This window comes from Cellulosimicrobium sp. NPDC055967, from assembly GCF_042269845.1.
In the GTDB taxonomy this organism is placed as follows: Bacteria; Actinomycetota; Actinomycetes; order Actinomycetales; family Cellulomonadaceae; genus Cellulosimicrobium.
Window position 1 is genome coordinate 32,777 of sequence record NZ_JBHJYJ010000004.1, and the last position, 23,214, is coordinate 55,990.

Sequence of the window (23,214 nt, forward strand, 5' to 3'; positions counted from 1 at the left end):
GACGACGAGGAGGCTGTCACGATCTCGGTGCCCCTGCGGTCGGTGATCGAGACGGCTGCACCTCACAGCGAGCCTCACGACCACCTTCGACGAGTGGCTGGAGCGGCGCGGTGGCGGCCAAGGAATCGAGCTACCCGAGGAGCCATGAAGATCGCCGTAGCTGGAGCGACAGGGACTGTCGGCGAGTACGTCGCGAGGTCAGTACGGGACCGCGGTCACCACGTTGTGCCACTGAGTCCGAGGACACGAGTGGACCTCTTCGCGGGACGTGGAATCGAGGAAGTTCTGTCCGGCGTAGAGACGGTGATCGACGTGACCAACAAGACGACGCTCTCGGCATCCGCCGCCCGCCGGTTCTTCGAGACGGTGACTCGTCGTCTGCTCGCCGCCGAACTTCGCGGGTGTGGGGCATAATGTGGCGCTGTCCATCGTCGGCATCGTCGGCATCGTCGGCATCGTCGGCATCGTCGGCATCGTCGGCATCGTCGGCATCGTCGGCATCGTCGGCATCGTCGGCATCGACGACATCGACGACATCGACGTCTCGTACTACGCCGGCAAGCTCGCGCAGGAGCGAGTGGTCGCTTCCGGACCGGTCCCATGGACCATCGCCCGAGCGGGGCAGTTTCACGAGTTTGCCGGGCAGCTTCTCACGGGCATGAAGGGGCCGATCGCCATCATGCCCAGATGCCTGACGCGCCCTGTCGCCGTGCGCGACGTTGCTGAGGACGGCCATCAGCACGACGTGCTGCGCCGTCACCTGGCGGAGGGGCAGGGGGGCGATCTCTTCCACGGCGCGCTCGCCGGACTTCTCCTGGCGCCCCGTTCGGAGTCTTTGCACTTCTACGGCGCACCGGGCGCCGAGCTGATGAAGGCCGAGGTCGTCGCAACCGAGCTGACGGCGGCCAGCCACGGGTACGCGGCGGACGACCACCGCGTGGACGGCGTGGCGTCGATCCGCGCCACGAGCGCGAGATGCGGGCGGACCGCGGACCGGGAAGCCGCACTGGTTCGAGCGCTGGAGACGGGCACCGCCGAGGAGCCGTCCGGATCGTAACCGATTCGTCTCCAGCTATCTGTATACAAGTGTCCAGCGGGTGTGGCCCGATGGCAAGGTGACGACGACGCCGGACCTGCGCCCCGCCGTCGGGCAGGCCACGACGGCCCCGGCGACGCGGGCCTGGCCCGCCGTCAGTCGGTGCCCGTGCGGTGTACGACGTGCTGCGGGGCTGCATCGTCGATGCTTTTGCTTGCACCCGACGCCCGGCTCATCGAACAGGTGCACTCCGCGGAGCTCGGGGTCTCGCGCACCCCGTGCGCGAGGCGCTGCGGCTGCTGCAGGCGGAGGCGCTCGTCGCGGAGCGGCCGACCGGGAGTGCGGGTATCGTGTGTTGACAGTTCAGTGCGACCGTTCGAGGCACAGGACCTCAGGGCCCACTGAAGTCGCAACGGTGCTCGTCGTGTCGTGTCGGCACTGTTCATGGCAGGTTCGAGGGCTTCTTCGAACCCAGTACCGCCCACCGAGCTCGAGGCCCGGAGCCGCATGGTCCCGGGCTTTCGTCGTCCGCGGACCGCGCGTCGTGCTGGCTTGGTGGCCGTGCCGACGCGCTAGCCTGGGACCCGCACGACGACGCACCGTCGTCGTCCGACGAGGGCCCGGCGCCGCCGCTGAAAGGCGCCTCACGATGAACGACCACACCTGGGGAGCTCCCGTACCGCGCCGATGAGCGGCGCCAAGTCCACGCCGCGCGAGTTGCGCCGCGCCCGCCGGTCGTCCCGGCACGGTTGCTGGGGATACCTGGTCGTCGCGCCGTTGTGGGTCGCGTACGACGCCAACCTCGGAACCCTCCTGCGCACGTGCGACGCCGTGGGGGCGTGTCTCGCCGTGCCGCGCACGCCGCACTACCGGCGGGCGGCGCTCGCCGTGGGCGACACGCTCAAGGGACGACGTCTGTGCCTCCACTGGGTCGCGCCGTCGAAGGAGGGGTGGCTCGACGCCGAGCAGGCCGCCGGGAAGCGGCTCGTCGCCGTCGAGCTCGCCGAGGGCGCGACGCCGCTGCCGCGGCTCGGTCCGGCGCGGGAGCCGACGGTGCTGCTGCTCGGGCACGAGCGGCACGGCGTGCCGGACGACGTCCTCGCGCGCGTCGACGAGTGCGTCGAGATCCCGATGGCGGGCTGGGGCGCGAGCCTCAACGTCGCGGTCGCGGGCAGCCTGGTGCTGTACCGCCTGGCGGGCCTGGCGTGAGAGCCCGGGCGTGCGGTGCGAGCGGCGGGGAGGGCTCCTAGGGTTCCGAGCATGTCGAGCAGGGGGTCGTACGTCCTGGCGTCCGTGTCACGCGCGGTGCGCACCGTCGAGCTGGTCGCCGAGTCGGGGGCGATGCGCCTGGCCGAGCTGGCGTCGTGTCTCGGCGTGAGCCGCCCGGGGGCCTTCCGCATCGCGCAGACCCTCGTCGCGCACCGCTGGCTCGTCCAGGGCACGGACCGCCGTTACCGGATCGGACCCGCCGTGCGGGCCCTCCCCGTAGACCCGGGACCGGGTCCGGCGGAGGGTTCGGCGCGGCGTCCGGGACGCTCGACCGACGCCTGAGGAGCCGAGGTCGTCTCGCCATCTGAGCGGTAGCGTCGGCGGGAGCGGGTGAATGTTCGCGACAAATCGCTCGTGCATGCCGGAGATAGCGTCGATACCGGACGAAGCGGCCAGTTCTGGACAGATGTCCAGCCTGCGAGCCGCCGGGGTGCCGGGCAGGCTGCCCGCATGCTCTGGGTGACGGTCGGTTGGGTACTGGTCGTCCTCGGCGCAGCGACCGCGATCGTCCCCGCGGGACGTGCCCGTCGCCGTGGCGCGACGGGCGCCGAGGGCCTCGCCATCGGGTGCGGCGGAGGCCTCGCGCTGTGGGGAGCGGTCGTGGTGGTGGTCGTCACGGTGCTCCAACGACCCTGACGGCAGCCGGTCCCCCTCCTTGTGCAGGGGGCAGGGAGGTGGACCGGTCACCCGCGCAGGGCGGCGACGAGCCGCCGCGCGTCGGCCTCGATGCGGTCGAGCACGCGGCGGTAGACGTCCTCCGACCGTCCGTAGGGGTCCTCGACGTCCGGGGCGTCGCGCTCCAGGTCGAGGCTCGCGCGCGCCCGGGGCGCGGCGGCGGCGACGTCGGCGAGCCGGGCTGCGTCGTCCGCCCCGGGTGCGCCCGTTCCCAGCCGTTCCGCGATCGATACGAGCTCCGTGACGAGGAAGGTCCGCCGGAGCGCCGACGGCGCCAGCTCGAGCACCGCGGCCCGGTGCCGGCGCGTCATCGTGAGCACGAGGTCCCCGGAGCGGACCAGGTCCTCGGTGAGCGAGCGGGCGACGAAGCCCGACGGGTCGAGGCCGCGGTCCGACAGGAGACGGGCCATGACGGGCGCGACGGGTGCGCCGACCACGGCGCCCGTCCCGGCGCTGGCCACGACCACGGAGTCGTCCAGCGCGGCACCGAGCACGAGCTGTGCCGCAGGCGACCGGCAGATGTTGCCGGTGCAGACGACGAGGACGGAGAGCACGCTTCAGACCTCCTGGCGACCGTGGGTCTGGGTAATGTAGCGCGAGCGGCGGCCCGCACCGGAGCCGTCGCGTCGGGGGCGAGTCGCGGGGGGCGGCATGGTGCACGACGGGTGGGGCCCACGGTGGGCAGGCGCCGCGACGCTGGTCGCGCCCTCCGCACGACCGGAGCCAGGACGAGGTCGTCCTGCGGCACGGCGACCGTCCCGCCGAGCGCCTTCTCCGGGGCGGCGCAGGCGCGTCGCCGTGGCCGGCGGGATCGCCCTCGTGGTAGCGCTGGCGTGGTCCGTGTGGCTGGTCACGGACGTCCTGCGCGCGCGTGCCGCGCTCGAGGACGTGGCCGCCACCCTGCCCGCCCTGCAGGAGCAGGTGCGGACGGGGCGGGACGCCGGCGCGGCGATCGACGACGTCCGTCGGTCCGCACGCGTCGCGGCGTCCGCGACGCACGGCCCGCACTGGACGGTCGCCCGCGCGCTGCCGTTCGTCGGCGACGACGCGCGAGCCCTCGGGGAGGCCACCGGCGCCGTCGACCGGGTCGCTCAGGACGCCCTCCCGCGCCTCGCGGACGCCGTCGCCGTCGCGTCCCCGTCGGCCCTCGCGCCGACCGCCGGCGCCGTCGACCTGGGGCCTCTCCGCGCGGCGCGCGACGACGTCGTCGCCGCGGACCGCGCGGTCGTGGCGTCGTACGAGACCGTCGCGGGCATCGACACCTCCACCCTCGTGAGCCCGCTGGCCGCCGCGGTGGACGACCTGCGCGAGCAGCTCGGCGGCGTCGCCTCCCAGACGGCGACCGCCGCACGCGCGGTCCAGCTCGTCCCGCCGATGCTCGGCGCCGACGGCGTGCGGGACTACCTCGTGCTCGTCCAGAACAACGCCGAGCCGCGCGCGACGGGCGGGATCGCTGGCTCGGTGCTCCACCTCCGGGCGGAGTCGGGCGCCGTCGAGCTCGTGGAGGTCCGTCCGGGCAGCGCGCTCGGTGCGTTCCCGGAGAGCGTGGTCGACCTGAGCGGCTCCGAGGCCGCGCTGTTCGGCGACGACCTCGGCAGGTACATGCTCAACGTCACGTCCACCCCCGACTTCCCGCGCGCCGCACGCGTGGCGCGCGAAGCCTGGCTGCGGCAGACGGGTGCGGAGGTCGACGGCGTGGTCGCCGTCGACCCCGTGGCCCTCGCGGGGGTGCTCGGCGGCGTCGGGCCGGTCGAGGTCGCGACGCCGGGCGGCGGGACGCTCCGGCTCACGACGCAGGACGCGGCCGCCTACCTGCTCCACGGCGTCTACGTCGACCACGCGGACCCGGCGGAGCAGGACGCCGTGCTGGCCGTGGTCGCCCGCGAGGTGCTCGGCTCGCTGACCACGGGGGAGGGGGACGCCGCGGCGCTCGTCGACGCGCTCGCCGGGTCGGCCCGGGACGGTCGTCTGCTCGTGTGGTCCGCCCGGGCCGCGGAGCAGGACCTCCTGGCCGGCACGGTCCTCTCTGGCGAGCTCGAGGGCCGCCGCACCGATCCCGCGGGCGGCCCGACGTCTCCCGTCGTCGGGGTCTACCTCAACGCGACGACCGCGTCCAAGACCGGCTACTACCTCGACTCCACCGTGGCGGTCGACGACGTGACGTGCCGTCCCGACGGCTCGCAGGCCTTCACGGTGCACGTGACGCTCGCCTCCACGCTCACCCGCGCGGAGGCGGCAGAGCTGCCCGAGTACGTCCTCGGAGCCGGAGGGGACGGCACGATACGGACCAACCTGCTCGTCTACGCGCCGCAGGGCGGAGGGATCCGCGGGGCGTCGTCGGGCGAGGGCGAGCCCGGGCTCTTCGCCCAGGTGCACGACGGGCTCGTCGTCGGAGCGCGGTCGGTCGCGCTCGCGCCGGGGGAGTCCGCGACGTACGAGTACGAGGTCGTCAGCGGCAAGAACCAGCGAGGCAGTGTTTCGGTGAGGAAAACTCCAGGTGCCAGGAACGAGACGACGGCCCTCCCGGCTGTCGGGTGCGGCACGGGTGTGTTCTCCTGAGGGAGCACGGCGGGGGCACGTGCGACGACCGACGTCCGTGACGTCGGCGGACCGGAGGTCCCCGCGCCCGACGACGAAGGCAGGGGGCCTTTGACATGAAGCTTCGACGCGCAGCGACCACGCTGCTCCTCGCCGCGGCGCTCGCCGCGGCACCGGCCGTCGCGTCCGCCTACGAGGCGGACGAGTACGAGGTCGGCGTCTCCACCGCGACGCCCGAGGTCGGCGAGACGTTCACCGTCACGGTGGGCGGACCGGCCGGGAACCCGACGATCACGCTGACGATCTCGTCGCCCGACGTCCCGGACGGCGCCATCTCGATCGCCGGGACGAAGGCGCTGACCAAGGACACCGTCGACGGCTTCGCGTCGTTCGCGGTGACGCTCTCCGAGCCGGGGACCTTCTCCCTGGTGGCGACCGACGCGGACGGGACCGTGCTGTCGAGCCAGCAGATCGTCTCCGTCCCCGCCTCCGACGGGGCCGGTGGCACGGGCTCGGGCGGCGACTCGGCCGACGGCGCGGGCGACGGGACCTCGGGCGGCCTCGCCGAGACCGGGTCCGACGACGTGCTGCTGCTCGGCGGCGCCGTCCTGCTCGTCGCGGGTGGCGCGACGGCCGTCCTGGTCGCGCGCAGCCGACGCCGCTCGGCGGGGACCAAGGCCTGAGCCGGGCACCCGTCCTCGACGACGGGTGCAGCGCACGCACACCGGTCGCCCGGCGACCGGCCGCCGCCGTGACGACGACGTCCGGACCTGCGGCGGAGAGCTCGGCAGACCGTCGGTGACGGCGGCGTCCGGCACGCCCTGAGGGGCGGTCGCGCGCCGGCGGACCGTCGGGGCTGCGTCCACGGACGTCGCAGGGGGCACCATGACGTTGGAGAAGGATCACGAGGTCGACACCGTCGATCTCGAACGGACGGGACGGCCGGTCACGACGCCGTCCTTCGACACCGGACAGCTCGTCCGGATCGCCCTCGGCGCCTATCGGCGCCCGGGCTGGAAGCCGCGGCTCGCGCGGCGCGTCGCCGCCGTCGACGCGCTCGCGGTGGGCGCCGCCATCGCGACGGCGTACCTCGTCCGGTTCGACGGGATCGGCGGGACCGTCCTGGACGCCCGGTACGTCGCCATCTCGGCCGGCCTGCTCGCGGTCTGGTGGTGCGCGCTGCGGGCGGCGTTCTCGCGCGACAGCCGGAGCCTGGGCTCCGGTGCGCCCGAGTACGCGCGCGTCGTCAACACGACGATCGCGGTGTTCGGGGTGGTCGCGATCGCGGCGTACCTCGTCCGGTACGACCTGGCCCGGGGGTACGTCGCCGTCGCGCTGCCCGTCGGGCTCGTGCTCCTCCTGCTGGGGCGGTGGGCGGTGCGGCGCCGACTGGTCCGCCTGCGCCGGCGCGGCCGCTGCCGGTCGCGGACGCTCGTCGTCGGCGGTCGGGACGGAGCCGCCCACCTCGTGGAGAGGCTGCAAGAGGCGGCGGACAGCGGCTACCAGGTCGTCGGCGCGTGCGTCCCGGGAGGCGCGGTCGAGCCGCACGAGACGGTGGCGGGCGTGCCGGTGGTCGGCGGGGTCGGTGACACCGCGCGCCTCGTCGAGCCGCTGCGGGCCGACACCGTGATGGTCACGGGGTCCGACCTCGTGACGCCCCGGACCGTCAAGCGGCTCGCGTGGGACCTCGAGCCGTGGGGGGCGGACCTCGTCCTCGCGCCCGCGCTGACCGACGTGGCGGGACCACGCATCCGGACCCGGCCGGTGGCGGGGCTGCCGCTCCTGCACGTCGAGGCGCCCGGGTACTCCGGCCCCCAGCACGTGCTCAAGCGCGCGTTCGACGTGGTCGGCGCGCTCGGCCTCCTCGTGCTCTTCTGCGTCCCGCTCCTCGTGACGGCGCTCGCGGTGCGGCTCACGAGCCGCGGTCCGGTCCTGTTCGCGCAGGAGCGCGTCGGGCTGCGCGGCGAGCCGTTCACCGTCCTCAAGTTCCGCTCGATGGTCGTCGACGCGGAGTCCCGGCTCGAGGACGTCCTCGGCGCGGGCAACGTCGGCGTGTTCTACAAGCCCAAGCAGGATCCCCGGGTCACCCGGGTGGGTGCTTTCATCCGCCGCTACTCGATCGACGAGCTCCCGCAGCTCTTCAACGTGCTCGGGGGCTCGATGAGCCTCGTCGGACCTCGTCCGCAGGTCTCGCTCGAGGTCGACCAGTACGACGACGAGATCGGCCGGCGGCTGCTGGTCAAGCCCGGGCTCACCGGTCTGTGGCAGGTCTCGGGCCGCAACAACCTCACGCTCGAGGAGAGCGTGCGGCTGGACCTGTACTACGTCGAGAACTGGACCGTGACCGGGGACCTCCTCATCCTGCTGCGGACGCTGCGGGCGGTGGTGGGGCGTGACGGTGCGTACTAGGCCGAGGGTGGCGATCACCCAGCCCTACGTCCCGGCGTACCGGGAGCACCTGTTCGCTCTGGTCGTGGAGGGGCTCGACGAGCGCGGGGTCGACGCGCACGTCTTCTACGGGGGCGACCTCGAGCAGATGCGGCGCCGTCGCCGACGGGGCGACATGGTCGAGGCGGCCTGGGCCACCGAGGTGCCCGTGCGCGTGGTGCGCGTGGGCCCCGGAGGGCGGCACCTGGTCCGTCGCGTGGTCCCGACGGAGTGGCGTGACGCGGTGCTCGTCACGGAGATGCAGGCGGGCAACCTCGACGCACTGGCGGCCGCCCTGCGCGGGAGGCCGTACGTGACCTGGGGCCACGGCGCCTCCTACACCGCCGACGAGGTGAAGCTCGCAGGGCGCTGGGAGGCCTGGCTGAACCGTCGCGCGCGGCACGTCCTGACGTACACCGAGGCAGGACGTCGTCACGTCCTGGAGACGGCACGGGTCCCGGCGGACCGCGTCACGTCGTTCGGCAACAGCACCGACACGCGCACGCTGCGGCGCGAGCGGGCCGCCCTCGACGATCGGGACCTGGTCGCCTACCGCGACGCCGTCGGGCTGCCGGGGGATGCCCGCGCCGCGCTCCTGCTGGGGGCGCTCAACGCGCACAAGCTGCCGGACCTCGTCGTCGGGACCGTGCGCGAGGCCCTGCGTCGGGACCCCGACGTCTGGCTCCTCGTGGCGGGCGACGGACCCGCTCGGCGGGTCTTCGAGGACCTGGCCGCCGAGACGGGCCGCGTCGTGGTACTGGGGCAGGTCGACGCACGGGGGACCGCGCGTGCCGCCGCGGTGTCGCGGCTGCTGCTGAACCCTGGTCGGGTGGGGCTCGTCGCGGTCGACGCCCTCGCGCTCGGGCTGCCCGTCCTGACCAGCGACGTCGGTCGCCACGCCCCGGAGATCGAGTACCTCACCGAGGGGTCCGACCTCTTCACCGTGCCCGGGACGCCGTCGGACCTCGCCGCCGCGTGGCTGCGCCTCGCCGCGACGGACCGTCCGGCGGGGGCCACGGGCGAGGTGCCGTCGACGGAGGCAGCCGCCGAACGGATCGTGCGGTCGGTGCACGAGGTCGTGAAGGAGGCGGCATGAGGGTCGTCCACTACTACGCGCGGTTCCTGGCCCACCCGTCCGGCGTGACCGACTCCGTCGAGAACTGGGTGCGCCAGGCGCGCCGCGCGGGATACGAGGCGGTGGTGCTGTGCGCGAGCGTGCCGGCACCGCGAGAGGTGCCGGAGGACCTGCGGGGGAGCGTGCGCACCGTCACGCACCTCGGGCGGGGACGCACGAGCTGGGTACCGACGGGCCTGGCGAGCGAGGTGCGGCCCGGGGACGTCGTCTACCTGCACGAGGGCTGGGTCGTGAGCAACGTCGTCGCGGCGCGGAGCGCCCGGGCGCGCGGCGCGGTCGTGGTGCTCATGCCGCACGGCGTGTACGAGCCGGGCATCACGTCGCGCCTGCGTGACGTGGCCGGCGCCCGGCGGGCCGCCGAGGCGTCCGTCGTGCGCCGCGTCGACTGGCTGCACGTGTTCTACCCGTCCGAGCGCCGCCTCGCGGACGACGTCGCGCGCGGCCGGACCGCGCCGGCGCTCGTGCTGCCCAACGGCGCACCGGCGCCCGAGGAGGTCCCTCGCTGGGTCGGAGCGGGTGACTACTTCCTCTGGATGGGTCGCTACGACCCCGACCACAAGGGGATCGACAACCTGCTGCGCCGCTGGGCCGAGCTCCCGGCGCCGCGTCCGCGCCTCGTGCTCGCGGGACCCGACTTCCGGGGTGGTCGCGAGCGGACCGCCCGACTGGTCCACGAGCTCGGCCTCGACGGGACCGTCGATCTGCGCGGCAACGCGCGCGGGGAGGAGAAGTGGCTGCTCATCACGGGCTGCCGCGCCTACCTGCACCCCTCTCGCTGGGAGTCGTGCAGCATCACGCTGCTCGAGATGCTCGCCGCCGGGGTCCCGACCGTCGTCTCGTCGACGATCCACGCGGCGGGACCGCTGCGGTCTGCGGGCGCGGCCGTCGTCGCCGACTTCGCCCGCCCCACCGGTCTGCTGGGGCCGCTCGACGAGGTCGACGGGAACCGCGACCTCGGCCGCCGCGCCCGGGAGTGGACGGAGGGCTCCGCCACGTGGGAGCGGGTGGGCGCGGATTACCGCGGCTGGCTGAGCAGCCTCGAGGAAGGAGCGGTCCGATGATCGTGGTGGTGGACCCGGGAGCGGCGTCGACGAACGTCGGCGACCGGATCATCTCGGAGGCCGTCGACGCGGAGCTCGTCGCGCCGCTGCGCGAGCGGGGCACCGAGGTCGAGCTCGTGCCGATGCACGGGAGGCTCGACGCGACCCATCGCGCGGCCCTGCGCGGCGCCCGGTCGGTGGTCGTGTGCGGGACGAACCTGCTCTCCGACCACATGCGCTTCCGTCGCGCGTGGCACTGGCCCGCCGCCGACGTCGACCTGTGCCGGGGGCGGCTGACGTTCCTCGGCGTCGGCTGGTGGCAGTACCAGCGTGCGGGGATCGACCCGGCCTCGGGGGCGTGGCTGCGGTCCCTGGCCGGGGACGTGCCCTGGGCCGTGCGCGACGAGTACTCGCTCGCGAAGCTGCGGCGAGCGCGCGTGCCCGCGGTGCACACGAGCTGCCCGACGCTGTGGGGCGTGGAGAAGCAGACGCTCCCGTCCGACGAACGGCGCGTCGTGGTGACGTTCACCGACTACAGCCAGGACCCGCTGGCCGACCGGAGGCTCGTGCGGGCGCTCGCCGAACGCTTCGACGAGGTGCTCTTCTGGCCCCAGGGCCCCGGCGACCGCGAGTACGTCGACGGTCTCCGGGCCGGCACGGGCACGATGCTCGGCCCGCGCCTCGAGGACTTCGACGCGGTGCTCGACGCGCCGGGGACGGCGTACGTGGGGCTCCGGCTCCACGGCGGCATCCGAGCGATGCAGCGGGGCGTGCCCACCCTCGTGCTGTCGATCGACAACCGCGCGCGGGAGATCGCGCGGTCGGTCGGCCTGCGAGCGCCCTCGCGCCACGCGGCACGGCGCTACCAGGAGGACCTGCGCTCGGGCGAGGTGGTCCGCATCGACGTCCCGCGGGACGCCGTCGACTCCTGGCGCCGCCGCTGGGGGATCGAGCGATGACGCGCGGACGACCGGAGGCGACGGCCGTGCTCGACGGGCCGGGGCGGACCGTCGCGGACTGCGACCCTGTGGCCGACTTCGTGCTCGTCACCGACGAGCGGGCGTGGCACGAGGCAGCCCGTGCCGGCCTGGACCCCGTGGCCACGCACCTGCGGTTCAGCGTCACGGACCGCCGATCCGACGCAGCGGCTCGCCTCGGGCGGTTCGTCATGCCCTGGCGCTGGCGCCGGACCATCCTCAACGCCGGCATCGGGGTCGTGTACTGGAGGCGGGGTGCCCCGCTGGCGCCCCGGTTGGGCGCGCTGCTCGCAGGAAGCCGGGTCGTGAGGCTCGACGCATGACGCCTCCCGACGTGCTACGGCGGTCCCTCGCGGTCCCGGCGGCCCTGACCCGGCCGCTCGTCCTCTCGCAGGCCGCGGCCAGCGCGGCGGGTGCAGCGGTCGTCCTCCTGGGTGCCTGGCACATGGAGCCGGACGAGTTCGCGAGCTTCAGCCTGGCTCTCCTCGTGCTGAACGTCGGGACGGGGCTGGTGCGGAGCGGGCTCTTCCAGCCCGCGCTCATCGAGCGGCGGACGGACCCCCACGCCGTCGTCCCCCTTCGCTACGTCGCCGCCGCCGCGGGGACGGTCGTCGTGCTCGTCGCGGCGGCGGACCTCGCCGTGACCGTGCTCGGCGTGGGCGGCGCGACGCTGCTGGGAGTCCTCAGCGTCGCGCCGGTCGTCCAGGACTGGCTGCGGTTTCGTTGCATCGGCCAGGGACGCAACGGGGCGGTTGCGGTCTCGGACGGTATCCGTCTCCTGCTCGTGCCCGCCGTCCTCGTCGTCGCCGGTACGGCGCAGCCGCTCGTCGCCTTCTACGCGGTGTGGTGCGCAGGCTACGCCGTGGCGGCGGTCCCGCTCGCGCTGGCGGCACACCGCGTGCCCCGCTTCTCGCGGTACTCGGTGTACGGGACGCGGGCTCGCTCCCAGGCGTGGGAGTTCCTCGTCGCCCAGCTCGCCACGACGGTCCCGCTCCTCGTGCTCGGCGCGCTCTCCGTGAGCGCGAGCGTCGGCGCGTTCCGGCTGAGCCAGACGCTCTACGGTCCGGTGAACGTGCTCTTCGCGGCCGTCGCGCTGAACCTGCTCTCGGACGCGGTCAGCGAGACCGGCCGGCCCGACGACGCCACGCTCGTCCGGCGCGGACGGCGCCTCGGCCTGCTGTCCGCGGGCGGGGCGACCGCGCTCGGCGCGGTGCTCGTGCTCGTCGCCGCGGCGGGGGCGGTCCAGCCGTCCGGCATCGAGCGCGGGGAGCTCGTCGTCGCGCTCGCGGCGGTCGGCTGCTTCGCAGCCTGCGGCGGGCTCGTGGGACCGCACCTCGTCGTCATGCGGATCTTCAAGGCGCAGTCCGTCGTGACGCGCGCGCGGGTCGGCATGGTCGCGGTGACCTGGTGCGGGTTCGTGATCGGATATCTGGTCGGAGGGCCATTCGTGAGCCTCGTCCTGGGATTCGTCCTCGGAGGGATCGGATATGTCGTCTTCTTCCTTCCCGCGGCGGCGCGGACCTATCACGCGGCGGCCCTGTGAAGCGTGAATACGGTGCGGCCTCGTGGTCATTGCGCGGTCCATATTTCTGTCCGGGACGGAGAGGGCACGGAGCGCGTCGAGAGGGCAGGGCGCGCGTCGTCTCCCGGCGCCGGCACCTCGCGCAGTTCGAGATCGAGGTGAGCGGTGCGTCGCGCACTCCCGGCGTGCCGTCGCGGCTCGGCGGGGCGGCGTCGTCGGCGGCCCCGCGGGTGGTCCGGGTGGCGGCGGAGAGATGGGCAGGGGATGACTGATGCATGACCAGTTCTCGGTGACCGAGGAATCGGTGGGGGTCGTCCCGCCAGGAGTGGGACGAGTCGCCGGCCGCCCTCCGGGCGGGCGCGCCCGCAGGGCGGCGAGAGCTCCCCGCGACGTCGAGGTCGTCCACGAGGGTCGCGACGGGTCGCGCGACCCCGTGCTGGCTCTCGCGCGGGTGCTCCTGTACGGCGGTCTCGTCCTCGTGTCGCTCATGGTGCTGCGGGTGGGCGGCGGCATCACGGTGGGAGACGTCGTCCTCCTGGCCAGTCTCGCGCTGTGCCTCGCGGCCATAGGCCGACAGCCCACGCCGCATCCGTACGGCGCCTGGGCGTTGCCCGCCGCGGTGCTGCTGGTGGTCGGGGGCTGCCTCGCGACGGCGGGCTCTCCCGCGCCGACCGAGAGCCTCGTCAGCCTCGTCCGCGTGCTGTACGTCGCGCTCGTTCTCCCGTGGCAGCTCGCGGTCCTCCTCGACGACGAGCGGCGGCTGCGGCGGGGCCTCGTCGCGTTCGGCGTCGGGGCGGCTGCGTGCTCGCTGGGGACGCTCGTGCAGTTCGCGCTCGGCCCGGGCGCGATCCCCGGAGGGGTCGTCACGACCGCAGGCCGCTACACGGGGTTCACCGGCCACGTCAGCGACACCGGTGCCATCGCGTCGCTCGCGGTCGTCATCGGCCTGTCCGGGCTGACGCGCGGCCTGGGAGGGCTCCAGCGTCTCCTGCTCGTGGGCACCGCTCTCTCGGGAGTCGTGGGTCTCGTGCTCAGCGGCAGCGTGAGCGGCATGCTGGCGGCCGTCCTCGGCAGCACCGCCCTCCTTCTCCTGCGCGGCATCCCTGTCGGGCGAGTCGCCGTCGCGGCCGTCATCGCCGGTGCGGCGCTCTGGTTCGCGGGCGGCGTGCTCGGCGAGACGCAAGGCGCGCTGCGGCCGGCGGAACGGGTCGCGCAGGTCCTCGGGCTGTCGGGCGGCGACGCGTCGCTCAACACCTCGGCGTCCCGGTGGGACACGATCGTCCTCGGGTGGCGGGGCTTCCTGCAGGACCCGGTCAGCGGGGCCGGTCTCGACGCCCGGTCCTCTCTCGTCGTCGACACGCTGGGGGTGCACAGCCTGCCCGTCGCGGCGCTCTACCAGGGGGGCGTCCTGTTCGCGGCGGGCCTGCTCGGCTGTCTCGTGGTGGCGGCGCTGCGCGCCGCGCGGGCCGTGCCCCGGACGGCGCTCCAGGCCCGCGTGTACGCGGTCGGCGTCACGGCGCTCGCGTTCAGCGCGACCGCGCCGAGCATGTACAACCGCTACCTCTGGGTGCCGGTCGCTCTCGTCGCCGCCGCGGTCGCGCTGGGGCCGGGCGTCGGTGCAGGCCGAGGTGTCCGGGGTGCCGTGGCTCAGCGGGCGTAGGCGCGCTCCAGCGCGTCCGCGACCGCGCCCATCGAGTAGTCCCTCCGGACGAGGTCGCGCGCGCGGCGGCCCGCGTCCTGGGCGAGACGGGGGTCGTCGAGGAATCGTGCCACCGCGGCGGCGAGATCGTCGACGCCCTCGCCCACGACCTCGCCCGCCGCGGCGCGCGCGACCGGTTCCGCGAGCCCGCACGTGCGCGTCACGACGACGGGGACCCCGCACGACATCGCCTCGAGGACGCTCATGGGGAACGGCTCGTCGACGGACGGCAGGACGTAGAGCGACGCGCGCGCGAGCCGGGCCGTCGTGCGCTCGGGAGGCAGCGCCCCCTCCCAGACGACCCGCCCGCGGACGCCCGCCGGGAGTGCCGCGATCCGGTCGCGCACCGCGGCGCCCTCGCCCTCGTCCGGACCGACGATCCGGAACCGGGCCTCGGGGAACCGCGGCGCGAGACGGGCCGCGGCGTCGACGAAGGCGACGGGCCGCTTACGGGGGTGCAGGCGGGCGAGGAACAGCACCTCGGGATGGTGGTCGGGGGGCTGCGGGTCGCTCGTCCCGCCCGCCGGCACGCCGTTGACGAGCCGCTGGATGCTGACTCCCGGGCCGAACAGCGTGCGGAGGCCGCCCTCCTCGACGGGGGTGAGGGCGAAGCTCGTCGACGCGCGAGCCATGACGCGGCGCGTGAGGACCGCGTCGAGGGGCGCCGCGAGCGGGTGCGGGGACGGCATCACCATGCCGTGCGTCTGCGTGACGTAGGGCTTGCCCGACCGGGCCCAGGCGACCGCCGCCGGCAGGGTGACGAGGTCGCGCGCCAGATGGACGTGCGCGACGTCGGCACGAGCCCCGCAGGCCCGGATCCACCGCACCATCGAGGGTGCGGCGAGCCCCGCGAACCCCGCGCCCGGCGCGGCCCGGACGGCGGGGAACGTCACGACCGGCACGCCGTCCCACGTCGTCGGGAGCTCGTCGAAACCTGCCGCAGCGGCGACGAGGATCGCGTCGTGACCTCGTGCACGCAGCGCCCGGATCTGGTTGGTCGCGACGCGGACGGGACCCCCGTACGCGCCGTCGGGGGTGAGGAGCGTGGCCACGTGCAGGACCCGCAGGCGTCGGCCGGCCATCTCAGAACCGCGTCCGGTCCGAGAGCGACCGGCCGTCCCAGACACGGCCGTCGGGCACGTCGCCGCGCACGACCGACCCAGGTGTGACGAGCGCCGAGCGCCCGATCCGCGTACCGCCGAGGACGACGCACCGTGCGGTGACCCACGCCCCGGGGCCGACGTGCACGGGGGCCGTCACGAGCCCCATGTCGGTGCGGTGCCGGTGGCTCCCCGTGGTGAGGAACGTGTCCTGCGAGAGCACGGCGTCGTGCCCGATCCAGACATGGTCCTGGTTATGGATCCACACCCCTTCACCGATCCAGCAGTTTGCCTCCACGTGAAGGTTCCATGGGAAGCGGACACGCGTGCGCGGGCGGAAGACGACCCCGGCTCCGATGTCGGCGCCGAAGGCGCGCAGCACCGCGACGCGCAGGCGCGAGCTGAACTGCCAGGGGTTCGACACGAACAGGATCTCGGCGGCGCCCCACAGGTAGACGAGCGCACTCGGACGCCCCCAGGACGTCCTTTCCCCGGGCGCCTCGGCGAGCGGGATCACGCGGATTTCCTGGCGCATTCTCTGCGATGTCATCTGCCCCCCAGCGAATCGGCCCGAACGTCGTTATCGTACGTGCGTGAGCATCTCGGGAATGCGCGTCCTGGTGATCGGCGCCAACTACGCACCTGAACCTACCGGAAATGCGCCCTACACGTCGGCGCTGAGCCGCGCCCTGGCTGCTCGCGGGGCGCGGGTGAGCGTACTCACGACCTTTCCGCACTACCCGGAGTGGCGTGTCCGTGCGGGCTACCGCGGGTGGTCCCGCCGGGAACGGGTCGACGGCGTCGAGGTGCTCCGTCTGCGCCACTACGTACCCCGGTCGCCCAGCTCCGTGCGCCGCCTCCTCGCCGAGCTGAGCTTTGGGGTGCGGTCTGCGACGACGCGCTGGCCCGACACCGACGTCGTCCTGCTCGTCTCACCGTCGCTCTTCGCGGCGGCCGTCGCGATGCTGCGGCTCCGCACCGGGTGTGCGCGCAGGGCGGCGCGCGCCGACGCGCCGGGCGTCGTGCTCTGGACCCAGGACCTCTACTCGCTCGGTGTCGAGGAGACCGGGGCGGCCTCGGGCCGCGTGGCCCGCCTCGTGGGTGCCGTCGAGCGCTGCGTCGCGCGCGGTGCGGACGCGGTGGTGGCGATCCACGAGCGCTTCGCGCGTCATCTGGGCGAGTCCCTCCGGGTCGATGCCGCCGCGCTGCGCGTCGTACGCAACTGGACGCACCTCGCGCCCGACGCGGTGCTCCCGGACCGCGCGACCGTACGCGCCGCCCACGGGTGGGGAGACGACGAGACGGTCGTGCTCCACGCCGGCAACCAGGGGGTGAAGCAAGGTCTCGAGAACGTCGTCGAGGCGGCGCGTCTGGCAGACGCGCAGGGTGCGCGGGTGCGGTTCGTGCTCCTGGGCGACGGGAGCCGTCGAGCCGCGCTCGAGTCGGCCGGGCGCGGGGTGCTCCGCCTGCAGTTCGTCGACCCCCTGCCCGACGCGGAGTTCCGCGCCGCGCTCGCGGCCTCCGACGTGCTGCTCGTCAACGAGCTCGCGGGACTCGCCGAGATGTCCGTGCCGAGCAAGCTCACGTCCTATTTCGACGCGGCCCGGCCCGTGCTCGCGGCGTCGTCCGAGGGCTCGACGACGGCGGCCGAGCTGCGCGCGTCCGGCGGCGGCGTCCGCGTCGACCCGCAGGACCCGCAGGCGCTCGTCGACGCGGTGCGGGCGCTCGCGGCCGACCCGGGTCGTCGCGACCGTCTGGGATCGGCGGGCCGCCGCTACCGCGACGAGACGCTCACGGAGGACGCCGCGGTCGACGCGTTCGCGACGGTCCTCCGGCAGCACGCACGCGGCCCGCGGGGGACCCGGGCCAGGGCCACCACCGCAGGCACCACCACGACACCAGGAGCGACCGCGACCGCGGGTGTCGTGCCGCCCGACGGCGCGGCGCGCGTCCCGGGCGTCGCACGTACCTAACCACCGACGGCAGCGCCGCTGCACGACTCAGGGGGAAGCATGAAGAAGGCACTGATCTCGGGGATCACGGGGCAGGACGGCTCGTACCTCGCGGAGCTCCTGCTCCGCAAGGGGTACGAGGTGCACGGGCTGATCCGCCGCGCCTCGACGTTCAACACGGCGCGGATCGACCACCTCTACCAGGACCCGCACGAGGAGGACGCGCGGCTCTTCCTGCACTACGCGGACCTGTCCGACGGCGCGCGCCTCGTGTCGCTCATCGCGCAGATCTGCCCGGACGAGGTCTACAACCTCGCGGCGCAGTCTCACGTGCGGGTCTCGTTCGACGAGCCCGAGCACACGGCGGACACCACCGGGACGGGGGCGATCCGCCTGCTCGAGGCGGTGCGCCTGGCGGGCGTGGAGACGCGCTACTACCAGGCGTCGTCGTCCGAGCTCTACGGCGCCACCCCGCCGCCGCAGAACGAGACGACGCCGTTCCACCCGCGGTCGCCCTACGCGGCGGCCAAGCTCTACGCGTACTGGATCACGAAGAACTACCGCGAGGCCTACGACATGTTCGCGGTCAACGGGATCCTCTTCAACCACGAGAGCCCGCGCCGCGGCGAGACGTTCGTGACCCGCAAGATCACGCGCGCCGTGGCGGCCATCCAGGCCGGTCGTCAGGAGCACCTGTACCTGGGCAACCTCGACGCGGTTCGTGACTGGGGGTACGCGGCCGAGTACGTCGAGGGCATGTGGCGGATGCTGCAGGCCGAGCGGCCGGACGACTACGTCCTCGCCACGGGGATCGGGCTGTCGGTGCGCGACTTCCTCCAGGAGGCGTTCGCCCACGCGGGGCTCGACTGGGAGCGGCACGTGCGGTTCGACGAGCGCTACCTGCGTCCGACGGAGGTCGACGCCCTCGTCGGCGACCCCAGCCGGGCGCACGCCGACCTCGGGTGGAAGCCGACCGTCGACGGGCGCGAGCTCGCGCGCATCATGGTCGACGCGGACGTCGAGGCCCTGAGCCACGCCGGGTCGCCGTGGATCGACCGGGTCGCGCTCGCGACGTGGGACGCGGCATGACGACGCCCGACGAGCGCGACCTCGTCCGCCACGAACCCGCGCCGCTCGACCGGGACGCCGTCTTCTACGTCGCCGGCCACCGCGGCCTGGTCGGCTCGGCGATCTGGCGCCGGCTGGAACGGGCGGGGTTCTCCCGGCTCGTGGGACGGACCTCCGCGGAGCTCGACCTCACCGACCGCGATGCGGTGCACGACTTCTTCCGTGCCCACCGCCCGCGCTACGTCGTCCTCGCGGCCGCGAAGGTCGGTGGGATCATGGCGAACGCGGCGTACCCGGTCGACTTCCTCAGCGAGAACGTCCGCATCCAGGTGAACGTCCTCGACGCCGCGCGGACGTCCGAGGTCGAGCGGCTGCTGTTCCTGGGCTCGTCGTGCATCTACCCGCGGCTCGCGCCGCAGCCCATCGTCGAGGACGCGCTGCTGACGGGGCCCCTCGAACCGACCAACGACGCCTACGCGATCGCGAAGATCACCGGCATCCTGCAGGTCCAGGCGGTCCGCCGCCAGGACGGGCTGCCGTGGATCTCGGCCATGCCGACGAACCTCTACGGACCCGGCGACAACTTCTCGCCGACCGGGTCGCACGTGCTGCCCGCGCTGATCCGGCGCTACGACGAGGCCGTGCGGACCGGCGCCCGGGAGGTGACGAACTGGGGGACGGGGTCGCCACGGCGAGAGCTCCTGCACAGCGACGACATGGCCGACGCGTGCCTGCACCTCCTGGAGCACTACGACGGCCCCGTCCAGGTCAACGTCGGCACCGGGCAGGACGTCACCGTCCGCGAGCTCGCCGAGACGGTCGCCGACGTCGTCGGGTACGACGGCGCGACGCGCTGGGACACGTCGCGGCCGGACGGCACGCCGCAGAAGCTGCTCGACGTGTCCCGGCTGCGCGCGAGCGGCTGGGAGGCGAGGACGGGGCTGCGCGAGGGGATCGAGCGGACCGTGGCGTGGTACCGCGAGCAGGCCGGGCGGGTCCGCGCGTGACCCCGGTGCGGGCGGAGGCGCCCAGGCTCGCGACGTGCGGTGCCCTGTGCGAGATTGAGGCGGTCGTGGGTGGACGCTCAGGGGGAGCGGCCCGGTGAGGGGGACGACGATGGAGCTCAGGGACTACCTCGTCCTGCTGCGCAAGAGGTGGGTCACGATCGTGGTCGCCGGGGTGCTCGGGCTGGCGCTCGCGGGCGCGTACTCGCTCCTGACGACGCCGACGTACTCCGCCCGGTCGCAGGTGTACGTGTCCGTGCAGGGCTCCGACTCCACGACGGACCTGCTGCAGGGGTCGAACTTCACCGTGCGCCAGGTCAAGTCGTACATCGAGCTCGTGACGAGCCCGCGCGTCCTGGACCCCGTGATCGAGGAGCTGGGGCTCGCGGACGACGCCGGGTCCCTCGCGCAGCGCGTCCACGCGGACTCGCCGCTCGACACGGCGCTCATCAACGTCACCGCGACCGACGAGTCGCCGCAGCTCGCCGCCGAGATCGCGAACGCGACGGCCCGGTCGCTCGCAGCGGTCGTGGGGGAGCTCGAGACCCCGGTCGGGGGCGGCGACTCGCCCGTGCAGATCAGCACGGTCCGCGCGGCATCGGTGCCGACCTCCGCCGCGTCGCCGAACGTCCGGCTGAACCTGGCGCTGGGGCTCGTCGTCGGCCTCGTGCTCGGCGTCTCGGTGGCGGTCGTGCGCGAGCTCCTGGACACGCGCGTCCGGTCCACGTCGGACGTCGAGGACGTGACGGACGCCCCGGTGCTGGGCGTCGTCGGGTACGACGAGGAGGCGCCGGAGCACCCGCTCATCGTCCAGGAGTCGCCCCAGGCCGTCCGGGCGGAGGCCTTCCGCAGGCTGCGCACAAACCTGCAGTTCCTCGAGCTCGGCCCGGCCGCGCGCACGTACCTCATGACGTCGGCGCTCCCGGGCGAGGGCAAGACCACCACCAGCATCAACCTGGCCATCACGCTCGCGGACGCGGGCCAGCGCGTCGTCCTCGTCGACGCGGACCTCCGGCGGCCGTCGGTCGCCCGGTACCTGGGGGTCGAGGGCTCGGTCGGGCTGACGACGGTCCTCATCGGGAAGGTGGGCATCGAGGACGCCGTGCAGCCGTGGGGCAACGCCAACCTCGACGTCATCGCCTCCGGGCAGATCCCGCCGAACCCGAGCGAGCTCCTCGGGGCGGCCCCGATGACGCAGCTCCTGGACCGGCTGCGGGCCGACTACGACGTGATCGTGATCGACACGCCCCCGCTCCTCCCGGTCACCGACGCGGCGATCCTCGCGAAGGGGGTCGGCGGCGCGATCGTCGTGGTCGGCGCCGGCACCGTGCACCGGAACCAGCTGGAGACCGCGCTCTCCGCCCTGGGCACCGTGGGTGTCCCCCGGCTGGGGATCGTCGTCAACCGCGTGCCGGTGCGGGGCCCCGGTGCGGGCGCGTACGAGTACGCCTACCAGGAGTACACCGCGGACGAGCCTGGCGCGTCCGCGGGCACGACGCGCCGCGGGGCCCGGGGTCGCGCGGGCGGGGCGCGTCGGCACGCGCGTCGGCCGTCGCCGCAGGGCGCCACCGCGTCGGCCGTCCCGGGTGCGTGGGCGCGCGTCGGCGCCGAGGAGTCGGGACGGGTCGCCCCGTCCGACGGTGCGGCAGGCGGTGCGGCAGACAGTGCGGCACCGGACGCCGCACGAGGGGACCGGGACGCCGCGGACGAGCCGGCGGTCTCGGTCGGCCGTCGCGTCCGTGCGGGGACCTTCGACGAGGTGGTGCTGCCGAGCGAGCGGCAGTGAGGAGGGCGGCGCTGCCCCGGTTCGCCGGTCGCACGCAGCGCCGCGGACGGGACGCCGGGTGGCCGGCGGCGACGAGCAGGGGGAACGGCATGAGGATCTCGGTGATCGGCTGCGGCTACCTGGGTGCGGTGCACGCGGCGTGCATGGCGACCCTGGGGCACGACGTGGTCGGGGTGGACGTCGACGCCCGGAAGGTGGGGTCGTTGCGTGACGGGCGGGCACCGTTCTACGAGCCGGGGCTCGACGGGATGCTCGCGGAGGCGAGGGCCTCCGGACGGCTCACCTTCACGACCGACCTCGCCGCTGCGGCCGACGCCGAGGTCCACTTCGTGTGCGTCGGGACGCCCCAGCGCGCCGACTCGTACGCCGCCGACCTGTCGTCCGTCGACGCGGCCTTCCGGTCGCTCGTGCCGCACCTCGCCGCGGACGCGGTCGTGGTGGGCAAGTCGACGGTCCCCGTGGGGACGGCCGCGCGGCTCGCGGACGAGCTCGCCGTGGCCCGTCCCACCGCGACGCTCGTCTGGAACCCCGAGTTCCTGCGCGAGGGGTTCGCCGTCCAGGACACGCTGCGACCCGACCGGCTCGTCTACGGCGTCCCGGACGACGCGGCGGGCGCTCGTGCGGTCGAGGCGCTCGACGCGGTCTACGCCGCGGCCCTCGGCGACGGCACGCCGCGGCTCGTGGTCGACCGGGCGACGGCCGAGCTCGTCAAGGTCGCGGCGAACTCGTTCCTCGCCACGAAGATCTCCTTCATCAACGCGATGGCGGAGCTGTGCGAGGTCGCCGGGGGAGACGTGACGCTCCTCGCCGACGCTATCGGCCTCGACGAGCGGATCGGGCGGCGCTTCCTCAACGCCGGGCTCGGGTTCGGCGGCGGCTGCCTGCCGAAGGACATCCGCGCGTTCATGGCACGGGCCGAGGAGCTGCACGCCGACCCCGCCGTCAGCTTCCTGCGCGAGGTCGACTCGATCAACCTGCGCCGGCGCGAGCGCATGGTCGACCTCACGGTCGGCGTGCTGGACGGGCGTCCGCTGGCCGGCGCGCGCGTCGCCGTCCTCGGTGCGGCGTTCAAGCCGGACAGCGACGACGTCCGCGACTCGCCGGCGCTCGACGTCGCCGAGCGGCTGCACCACCGGAGCGCGCGCGTGGTGGTGACCGACCCGCGCGCGCTGGCCAACGCGCGCGCCAAGGCCCCCTCGCTGGGCTTCGCCGAGACCGTCGAGGAGGCGGTGGACGGTGTGGACGCCGTGCTGGTCCTCACCGAGTGGCAGGAGTACAAGGACCTGGACCCGGGCAAGCTGTACGGCCTCGTGGCGGCCCCCCGCGTGGTCGACGGCCGCAACGCGCTCGACGCGACCGTGTGGCGCGAGGCGGGGTGGACGTACCGCGCGCTCGGCCGGCGGTGAACGGCGGCCCGGCGGCACGCTCCAACTCGGGCTCGGGGCCCCGTGCCGGAGCATGCCGGCTCGCGGTGCTGGTGACGACCCTCGCGTGCCTGTCCCTCGGGGCCTGCGCGCCGGGCCACGACGGTGGGCGCGGGGCTCCGAGCGCCGACGACCCCGCGGCGACCCGGCCCTGGGAGCCGACGGAGTACGCCGCCCGGCTGCTGGCGGAGACGCAGGAGGAACGCGACGGGGCTGGGGTCCCCCGGCTGGAGGAGAGCGGCTGCGCGACCGAGCAGGCGCTGTCCCGCGCCACGGCGCTCGTCGGCGCCCCGCTCGAGCACGCCCCCCTCGACGAGGTCGTGACGGACTGCGCTCCCGCGAGCGGCACCGCGGCGGAGAACCTCAGCCGGGCCTCCGCCGCGCCGGCCGCGGTCGTCGACGCGTGGATGGGGTCCCCCGGGCACCGTGCGAACGTCCTGGACCCGACGCTGACGTCCGTCGGGATCGCGTGCGTCGCGGACGCCACCGAGGACGCCGGCGGTCTCGTCTGCGCCCAGGTGTTCCTCGGCTGACCCGCGACCCGACCCCGCTCCGCACGCCC

23 protein-coding genes are annotated in these 23,214 nt (G+C 74.4%); 20 read left to right on the forward strand and 3 right to left on the reverse strand.

Annotated elements, in window-relative coordinates; translation table 11 throughout:
- Window positions 1–144 precede the first annotated feature (144 nt).
- From ACFC2L_RS06780 to ACFC2L_RS06800, 5 genes are all read left to right on the forward strand, one after another.
- Complete coding sequence (locus ACFC2L_RS06780; RefSeq protein ID WP_375823519.1) at window positions 145–414, forward strand: NAD-dependent epimerase/dehydratase family protein; 270 nt, start codon at window positions 145–147, stop codon at window positions 412–414.
- A 1-nt stretch (window position 415) separates the two neighbouring features.
- Window positions 416–1,057 carry a hypothetical protein gene (locus tag ACFC2L_RS06785; RefSeq protein ID WP_375823520.1) on the forward strand — a complete coding sequence of 214 codons (642 nt, stop codon included), beginning with the start codon at window positions 416–418 and terminating at the stop codon, window positions 1,055–1,057.
- A gap of 666 nt (window positions 1,058–1,723) precedes the next feature.
- Complete coding sequence (locus tag ACFC2L_RS06790; protein WP_375823521.1) at window positions 1,724–2,245, forward strand: TrmH family RNA methyltransferase; 522 nt, start codon at window positions 1,724–1,726, stop codon at window positions 2,243–2,245.
- Between the two features lie 51 nt (window positions 2,246–2,296).
- Window positions 2,297–2,587, forward strand: a complete 291-nt coding sequence (locus ACFC2L_RS06795) for a helix-turn-helix domain-containing protein (protein WP_253049218.1) — start codon at window positions 2,297–2,299, stop codon at window positions 2,585–2,587.
- Between the two features lie 168 nt (window positions 2,588–2,755).
- Window positions 2,756–2,941, forward strand: a complete 186-nt coding sequence (locus ACFC2L_RS06800) for a hypothetical protein (RefSeq protein ID WP_375823522.1) — start codon at window positions 2,756–2,758, stop codon at window positions 2,939–2,941.
- Window positions 2,942–2,988: 47 nt separating this feature from the next.
- Here the strand turns inward: ACFC2L_RS06800 and ACFC2L_RS06805 are convergent, their stop codons facing one another.
- Window positions 2,989–3,534, reverse strand: coding sequence for a low molecular weight phosphatase family protein (locus ACFC2L_RS06805; protein WP_375823523.1), 546 nt, complete (start codon window positions 3,532–3,534; stop codon window positions 2,989–2,991).
- A gap of 244 nt (window positions 3,535–3,778) precedes the next feature.
- On the opposite strand from ACFC2L_RS06805, the gene ACFC2L_RS06810 reads away from it, so the two are divergent.
- The 9 genes from ACFC2L_RS06810 (at window position 3,779) to ACFC2L_RS06850 (ending at window position 14,279) form a co-directional block, all read left to right on the forward strand.
- Window positions 3,779–5,539 carry a DUF4012 domain-containing protein gene (locus ACFC2L_RS06810; RefSeq protein ID WP_375823524.1) on the forward strand — a complete coding sequence of 587 codons (1,761 nt, stop codon included), beginning with the start codon at window positions 3,779–3,781 and terminating at the stop codon, window positions 5,537–5,539.
- Between the two features lie 95 nt (window positions 5,540–5,634).
- Window positions 5,635–6,201: a peptidase gene (locus ACFC2L_RS06815; RefSeq protein ID WP_375823525.1), complete on the forward strand. Its 567-nt coding sequence runs from the start codon at window positions 5,635–5,637 to the stop codon at window positions 6,199–6,201.
- Window positions 6,202–6,403: 202 nt separating this feature from the next.
- The gene (locus tag ACFC2L_RS06820; protein WP_375823526.1) at window positions 6,404–7,927 is read left to right on the forward strand and encodes a sugar transferase; all 1,524 of its coding nucleotides are present in this window, start codon (window positions 6,404–6,406) and stop codon (window positions 7,925–7,927) included.
- Window positions 7,928–7,934: 7 nt separating this feature from the next.
- Window positions 7,935–9,041 carry a glycosyltransferase gene (locus ACFC2L_RS06825; RefSeq protein WP_375823527.1) on the forward strand — a complete coding sequence of 369 codons (1,107 nt, stop codon included), beginning with the start codon at window positions 7,935–7,937 and terminating at the stop codon, window positions 9,039–9,041.
- A complete protein-coding gene (locus tag ACFC2L_RS06830) occupies window positions 9,038–10,141 on the forward strand; it encodes a glycosyltransferase family 4 protein (protein ID WP_375823528.1) in 1,104 nt (367 codons plus the stop codon). Before ACFC2L_RS06825 ends, ACFC2L_RS06830 begins: the two co-directional genes overlap by 4 nt.
- Window positions 10,138–11,079: a polysaccharide pyruvyl transferase family protein gene (locus ACFC2L_RS06835; RefSeq protein ID WP_253049233.1), complete on the forward strand. Its 942-nt coding sequence runs from the start codon at window positions 10,138–10,140 to the stop codon at window positions 11,077–11,079. Before ACFC2L_RS06830 ends, ACFC2L_RS06835 begins: the two co-directional genes overlap by 4 nt.
- On the forward strand, window positions 11,076–11,420 hold the full coding sequence (locus tag ACFC2L_RS06840; RefSeq protein WP_375823529.1) for a hypothetical protein: 345 nt from the start codon (window positions 11,076–11,078) through the stop codon (window positions 11,418–11,420). Before ACFC2L_RS06835 ends, ACFC2L_RS06840 begins: the two co-directional genes overlap by 4 nt.
- Complete coding sequence (locus tag ACFC2L_RS06845; protein WP_375823530.1) at window positions 11,417–12,640, forward strand: hypothetical protein; 1,224 nt, start codon at window positions 11,417–11,419, stop codon at window positions 12,638–12,640. Before ACFC2L_RS06840 ends, ACFC2L_RS06845 begins: the two co-directional genes overlap by 4 nt.
- A gap of 250 nt (window positions 12,641–12,890) precedes the next feature.
- Window positions 12,891–14,279: a hypothetical protein gene (locus tag ACFC2L_RS06850; protein WP_375823531.1), complete on the forward strand. Its 1,389-nt coding sequence runs from the start codon at window positions 12,891–12,893 to the stop codon at window positions 14,277–14,279.
- Here ACFC2L_RS06850 and ACFC2L_RS06855 read toward each other — a convergent pair.
- A complete protein-coding gene (locus tag ACFC2L_RS06855; RefSeq protein WP_375823532.1) occupies window positions 14,267–15,400 on the reverse strand; it encodes a glycosyltransferase in 1,134 nt (377 codons plus the stop codon). The genes ACFC2L_RS06850 and ACFC2L_RS06855 overlap by 13 nt on opposite strands.
- Window position 15,401: 1 nt before the next feature.
- Window positions 15,402–15,935 carry an acetyltransferase gene (locus ACFC2L_RS06860; RefSeq protein WP_375823533.1) on the reverse strand — a complete coding sequence of 178 codons (534 nt, stop codon included), beginning with the start codon at window positions 15,933–15,935 and terminating at the stop codon, window positions 15,402–15,404.
- A gap of 76 nt (window positions 15,936–16,011) precedes the next feature.
- Between ACFC2L_RS06860 and ACFC2L_RS06865 the strand changes: the two genes are divergently transcribed.
- The 6 genes from ACFC2L_RS06865 (at window position 16,012) to ACFC2L_RS06890 (ending at window position 23,185) form a co-directional block, all read left to right on the forward strand.
- The gene (locus ACFC2L_RS06865) at window positions 16,012–17,391 is read left to right on the forward strand and encodes a glycosyltransferase (protein ID WP_375823534.1); all 1,380 of its coding nucleotides are present in this window, start codon (window positions 16,012–16,014) and stop codon (window positions 17,389–17,391) included.
- A gap of 39 nt (window positions 17,392–17,430) precedes the next feature.
- Window positions 17,431–18,459 (forward strand): GDP-mannose 4,6-dehydratase, encoded by a 1,029-nt coding sequence (gmd, locus tag ACFC2L_RS06870; protein ID WP_375823535.1) that lies wholly within the window; start codon window positions 17,431–17,433, stop codon window positions 18,457–18,459.
- The gene (locus tag ACFC2L_RS06875) at window positions 18,456–19,445 is read left to right on the forward strand and encodes a GDP-L-fucose synthase family protein (protein WP_375823536.1); all 990 of its coding nucleotides are present in this window, start codon (window positions 18,456–18,458) and stop codon (window positions 19,443–19,445) included. The genes gmd and ACFC2L_RS06875 overlap by 4 nt, the downstream gene beginning before the upstream one ends.
- A 109-nt stretch (window positions 19,446–19,554) precedes the next feature.
- Window positions 19,555–21,228: a polysaccharide biosynthesis tyrosine autokinase gene (locus tag ACFC2L_RS06880; RefSeq protein WP_375823537.1), complete on the forward strand. Its 1,674-nt coding sequence runs from the start codon at window positions 19,555–19,557 to the stop codon at window positions 21,226–21,228.
- A gap of 89 nt (window positions 21,229–21,317) precedes the next feature.
- A complete protein-coding gene (locus ACFC2L_RS06885) occupies window positions 21,318–22,634 on the forward strand; it encodes a UDP-glucose dehydrogenase family protein (RefSeq protein WP_375823538.1) in 1,317 nt (438 codons plus the stop codon).
- Window positions 22,635–22,699: 65 nt separating this feature from the next.
- Window positions 22,700–23,185 (forward strand): CAP domain-containing protein, encoded by a 486-nt coding sequence (locus tag ACFC2L_RS06890; RefSeq protein ID WP_375823539.1) that lies wholly within the window; start codon window positions 22,700–22,702, stop codon window positions 23,183–23,185.
- Window positions 23,186–23,214: the final 29 nt, after the last annotated feature.

Excerpts from the sequence above, each read along its gene's own strand:
- ACFC2L_RS06850 (WP_375823531.1), top strand. The coding sequence starts at position 12,891 with ATGCATGACCAGTTCTCGGTGACCGAGGAATCGGTGGGGGTCGTCCCG.
- ACFC2L_RS06790 (WP_375823521.1), top strand. The coding sequence starts at position 1,724 with ATGAGCGGCGCCAAGTCCACGCCGCGCGAGTTGCGCCGCGCCCGCCGG.
- gmd (WP_375823535.1), top strand. The coding sequence starts at position 17,431 with ATGAAGAAGGCACTGATCTCGGGGATCACGGGGCAGGACGGCTCGTAC.
- ACFC2L_RS06845 (WP_375823530.1), top strand. The coding sequence starts at position 11,417 with ATGACGCCTCCCGACGTGCTACGGCGGTCCCTCGCGGTCCCGGCGGCC.
- ACFC2L_RS06875 (WP_375823536.1), top strand. The coding sequence starts at position 18,456 with ATGACGACGCCCGACGAGCGCGACCTCGTCCGCCACGAACCCGCGCCG.
- ACFC2L_RS06795 (WP_253049218.1), top strand. The coding sequence starts at position 2,297 with ATGTCGAGCAGGGGGTCGTACGTCCTGGCGTCCGTGTCACGCGCGGTG.
- ACFC2L_RS06815 (WP_375823525.1), top strand. The coding sequence starts at position 5,635 with ATGAAGCTTCGACGCGCAGCGACCACGCTGCTCCTCGCCGCGGCGCTC.
- ACFC2L_RS06880 (WP_375823537.1), top strand. The coding sequence starts at position 19,555 with ATGGAGCTCAGGGACTACCTCGTCCTGCTGCGCAAGAGGTGGGTCACG.
- ACFC2L_RS06820 (WP_375823526.1), top strand. The coding sequence starts at position 6,404 with ATGACGTTGGAGAAGGATCACGAGGTCGACACCGTCGATCTCGAACGG.
- ACFC2L_RS06835 (WP_253049233.1), top strand. The coding sequence starts at position 10,138 with ATGATCGTGGTGGTGGACCCGGGAGCGGCGTCGACGAACGTCGGCGAC.
- ACFC2L_RS06840 (WP_375823529.1), top strand. The coding sequence starts at position 11,076 with ATGACGCGCGGACGACCGGAGGCGACGGCCGTGCTCGACGGGCCGGGG.
- ACFC2L_RS06885 (WP_375823538.1), top strand. The coding sequence starts at position 21,318 with ATGAGGATCTCGGTGATCGGCTGCGGCTACCTGGGTGCGGTGCACGCG.
- ACFC2L_RS06800 (WP_375823522.1), top strand. The coding sequence starts at position 2,756 with ATGCTCTGGGTGACGGTCGGTTGGGTACTGGTCGTCCTCGGCGCAGCG.
- ACFC2L_RS06855 (WP_375823532.1), bottom strand. The coding sequence starts at position 15,400 with ATGGCCGGCCGACGCCTGCGGGTCCTGCACGTGGCCACGCTCCTCACC.
- ACFC2L_RS06780 (WP_375823519.1), top strand. The coding sequence starts at position 145 with ATGAAGATCGCCGTAGCTGGAGCGACAGGGACTGTCGGCGAGTACGTC.
- ACFC2L_RS06830 (WP_375823528.1), top strand. The coding sequence starts at position 9,038 with ATGAGGGTCGTCCACTACTACGCGCGGTTCCTGGCCCACCCGTCCGGC.